Here is a 4,319-nt window from a genome sequence, read left to right on the forward strand (position 1 = left end):
TCGCACATGTCTATAAGAGACAGAGAGAATAGGTTGTTAAGCAGTCGTGCGTGTAAAGTAATTTCCAACTCACCCCCGCTCCCTGCTCCCTGCTCCCCTGCCTCTTAAATCCCTCTGCACCCTGATTTTTAACTACCGGAAGCTAGTTTAAAACCCTCGGCAATGGGACCTAAAGCCAATATGGGAAAGAAAGCTAACATTCCCAAAATCAGCACTAATCCAGCTGTGGCAGTGGTAAATAACAGCGAATCTGTTTTGAGGGTATGAGGCGTTTCTGGGATTGTTGGTTTACGAGACATACCATCAGCTAGTAGCAAAAGGGCAATGATCGGAATGTAGCGCCCGGCAAACATACTCACACAGGTACTTAAATTCCACCATAGGGTGTTGTTGTTCAATCCCTGTAAACTAGAGCCATTATTGGCACCAGCTGAAGCATATTCATAAACTACTTGAGAAATGCCGTGAAATCCTGGGTTACTAATTCCAGATAGGGAAAAAGGATAAGCCAATGTAATGGCACTGGGAATTAAAACCACAAGGGGATGAATCAGCAGTACCACAGTGGCAAGGATAATCTCTCGCCGTTCAATTTTGCGTCCTAAAAATTCTGGGGTGCGTCCCACGAGTAACCCGGTCAAGAACACAGTCAGAATTAGGTAAACAAATAGGTAAGCTGTCCCAGTTCCTTGTCCTCCCCAGATCATTCGCAGGAATAAGTTGAATAAGGTGGAAAATAGTCCTTCTGGCATCAAGGAATCATGCATTCCGTTGACTGCACCGCACATGGTGGCGGTGGTGATCACTGCCCAGAGTGCTGTTTGTGTCCAACCCAATCGAATTTCTTTGCCCTCTAAATTCGGCTGTTCTAATCGCAATGTGCCATTGACGAGGGGATTACCTTGTTGTTCTCCGCCGACTGTTATCCAAATGAGAATGATAAACACCACAAATACCATCCAAAATAGCAGCCAAGCTTGTTTGATATTTTTGGACAATATGCCGTAGGTGTAAATTAAGGATGCTGGAATGGCAATCATGGCGATGATTTCGATTAAATTAGCACCGCCGTTGGGGTTTTCAAAGGGATGGGCTGAGTTAACGCCAAAAAAACCGCCGCCGTTATCACCCAACATTTTAATCATCTCAAAGGACGCGACTGGCCCTCTGGCAATATATTGGGTTCTGCCCTCCAAGGTTTCCACAACCAGGGTTTGATCTAATGTTTGCGGTACACCTAAGAAAACTAAGGCGATCGCTCCCATGATTGAGATCGGTAGTAATATCCTCGTGATGGCACGAGTCAGATCAACGTAAAAGTTACCCAGCTTTTTGCCTGTCAAGCCCCGAATAAAGGCAATTCCTACCGCTAAACCTGTGGCTGCTGAGGTGAACATCAAAAAGCCTAAAGCGGCTACCTGGCTAAAATAACTTAAGGTGGTTTCCCCTGTGTAGTGTTGCTGTCCAGTATTAGTGATAAATGAAACGACTGTGTGTAGTAATATATCCCAGGTAGGAGCATCAAAGCCGTTGGGATTCCAAGGTAGTAATCGCTGATAAAATATTAATGTGTATACTAAAATACTCATGATCAAGTTACTGTACAGTACTGCCCGAATATACTGACCACCTGTGAGGTCATCTTTACTCCGGACACCTGCTAAAACGAAGAAGCTGCGCTCTATAGGGTTCATTAAAGGATCAAGCAGTGTTCTTTCTCCTAAAAAAACCCGCGCCATGTATCTTCCCAAAACCCTAACGATTGCTATAACAATACACAGCGTTAAGCCGATTTGCAAAAAACCTTGTCCCATTTATTTCGCACTCAGTTCAAGTTCAATGATAGAAAGCTAATTATTTATATAGATCAAATGAATTACTCTGTAATTAAATCACGAGCAGTTTGGTAATGTCTCTGATATTTAACCTCAATGGATGTGCTTTTTAGGGTTATTACTATTTTTCAGAATCTTTTGCAAGTTTCCGCCAAAAATATGGAAAATTTACTCTTATATGCCTTGTTAATATGACTTGGTTATACAATAAAACGGTAAAATTTGCTAATTTCAAATACAAGCTGATCTCAGATACATTGATGACATCAAACCTAATATTTGTATATATTTACACTAAATATTATCCATAGCCGGAAATTAAACTGAAAGTTAGCAAAAAATTATATTGCATATTTATTTGCAGATGCAAGGTACTCTCAATCATGTCTCCTGGTTTCGGTGTCTCTATATTTACAGCAGTTTGCAAGTGAGTGCAGTACACCAAAAAATAATCAACTACAGATGTACACAGATCAATTTCTACGAAAGCTGCTGTTATGGGGTCTTTAAGCCCTCTTTTCTCTTGTTTGATCAACTTGTAGGAAAACTACGGTCTAGTGGCGGAGAAATCACTTTTGGGGCGGGGACTACCTCAGCTACAGAAACCACGCTACCTATGCAGGCTAATTTTCTACATCTTCAGATAACAATGTCATGGTATGGAAATTATTAACTTATGTTGATTAATTACTAAGGAAATATGAGGAAAATTAGCGATAGTACACTGTCGATTATATAAAGTTTATCAAGGGGTGAACGGACGTTAAATTAAAACGCCATGTAGTCTGGCTTAACTTATAGGCTGAATTTTATGCCTAGGTAATTATTTCCAGTTCATACAGTTGACTTAAGTTTTTTACTCTTTTGAATAATGCCAGAGTTACTATGTATCAACCATATTTATCTCCGGATGATTTGCCTTCTAATAAAACAACCCAACTGAGTGGTATTTGGTTAAGCCAATTAGAAGAAGCTACCAAAAAAAGCTTTTTTTTAGCGTGTAAGCCAAGAATAAGGATTTTGTTATCCAGTTGTCACTGGTATTTCAAAGTTAATGGCGGTATTCTGATCTTATTTTTGGTCTGTCATGATATCAAAAGTTATCAGCATCTGATGACGACTATTCCTTATTTAGCTAATAAGTTAAAACGATTTGCTAACCAAGCTAAAATTAGTGTCAATTCTCCAGTTAATCAAGGTATACCCTGGATGGTTAACATCAATGAATTCTGGACTGGGGAAGATTCAAACTAGTCTTTAAACACCAGTTGCAGCATAATATGGGCGGGCATCTTTGCCCTCACCCACAAGAGTTTAAGGTAATTTAAATATGCCAAGTTGATGTTTTTGATCTGACTTGATTTACTGGCAAAGGGTTGTCAGTTTTCACATGATGTTTAATGGATCTACATCTATCGTTAAACTCACAGAATCAGGACAAAGCGATCGCACTGACTCCCAATCAGGTAAATTTGGTAAAGCATCGGGATCAAACTTCAGCATAATTTGCCAACGATAACGGTTAGCTACCCGCACAATACTGGCTGGGGCTGGGCCGAGGATATCAAATCCTTCGCTACAACTTAAAGCTGTGGCGATAATTTGGGCTGTGTTCTGGACTTGAATGGGATCTAAACTACTCAAGCGCAATAAAATTAACCGTCCATAGGGGGGATAATTCAGCGCTTGGCGTTCTTCTAATTCTGTTTGAGAAAAAGACTGATAATCATGTTGTTGTACCGCCCCAATTACAGGATGTTCTGGGGTGTAAGTTTGCACAATCACTCGACCGGGATCATCGCCTCTACCAGCGCGTCCGGCTACTTGAGTTAGGGTTTGAAATGCTCGCTCGCTGGCGCGATAATCTGATAAATGCAACAAACCATCAGCAGAGACAACGCCGACTAGTGTCACCTGGGGTAAATCTAAACCTTTGGTGATCATTTGTGTTCCTACTAATAAATGGGCTTCACCGTTAGCAAATTGAGTCAGTAGGTGACGATGTGCGCCTTTATTGCGGGTGGTATCGCTATCAAAACGGATATAACTTAATTGCGGAAACTGTTTTGCTAATTCTTGGGCGACGCGCTGAGTTCCGCTACCAAAGAATTTCAGGTATGGTGAACCGCATTCGGGACATTGGGGAGGATGCGATCGCGTATAGTTACAGTAATGACAGCGTAGTAATTGCGGCGCGCCTTCTTCTGTCTGGTGATAGGACAGCGACACATCACAATGGGGACATTCCATTACATAACCACAGCTGCGACAAGAGACAAAGGTACTGTGTCCCCGGCGATGAATAAATAAAATTCCCTGTTGTTGCTTCTCTTGTAGTTGCTGTAAAGCTGCTTGTAGCGGTCTACTAAATATAGAACGATTTCCCTGCTGTAACTCTAGCCGCATATCGACTAATTCCACCGGTGGTAATGGGCGCGAGTAGATGCGTTCGGGGAGGGAAAGGTAATAAGTAGGGTGTGGGGT

3 protein-coding genes are annotated in these 4,319 nt (G+C 41.6%); 1 reads left to right on the forward strand and 2 read right to left on the reverse strand.

Annotation, left to right across the window (positions count from 1 at the left end; translation table 11 throughout):
* Positions 1-128: 128 nt before the first annotated feature.
* Complete coding sequence (gene kdpA, locus AACX33_RS04795) at positions 129-1,814, reverse strand: potassium-transporting ATPase subunit KdpA (protein WP_193998241.1); 1,686 nt, start codon at positions 1,812-1,814, stop codon at positions 129-131.
* 906 nt (positions 1,815-2,720) lie between these two features.
* Here kdpA and AACX33_RS04800 point away from each other — a divergent pair.
* Complete coding sequence (locus AACX33_RS04800) at positions 2,721-3,089, forward strand: hypothetical protein (RefSeq protein ID WP_193998242.1); 369 nt, start codon at positions 2,721-2,723, stop codon at positions 3,087-3,089.
* A gap of 132 nt (positions 3,090-3,221) precedes the next feature.
* Here AACX33_RS04800 and priA read toward each other — a convergent pair.
* A partial coding sequence (gene priA / locus AACX33_RS04805) for a replication restart helicase PriA (protein WP_227789444.1) occupies positions 3,222-4,319 on the reverse strand: 1,098 nt, incomplete at its 5' end.

The sequence above is a fragment of the Nodularia sp. LEGE 04288 genome (assembly GCF_963896525.1).
In the GTDB taxonomy this organism is placed as follows: Bacteria; Cyanobacteriota; Cyanobacteriia; order Cyanobacteriales; family Nostocaceae; genus Nodularia.

Bases quoted from the DNA above. Each gene is read 5' to 3' on its own strand.
- kdpA (WP_193998241.1), bottom strand. From the start codon at position 1,814: ATGGGACAAGGTTTTTTGCAAATCGGCTTAACGCTGTGTATTGTTATA.
- AACX33_RS04800 (WP_193998242.1), top strand. From the start codon at position 2,721: ATGTATCAACCATATTTATCTCCGGATGATTTGCCTTCTAATAAAACA.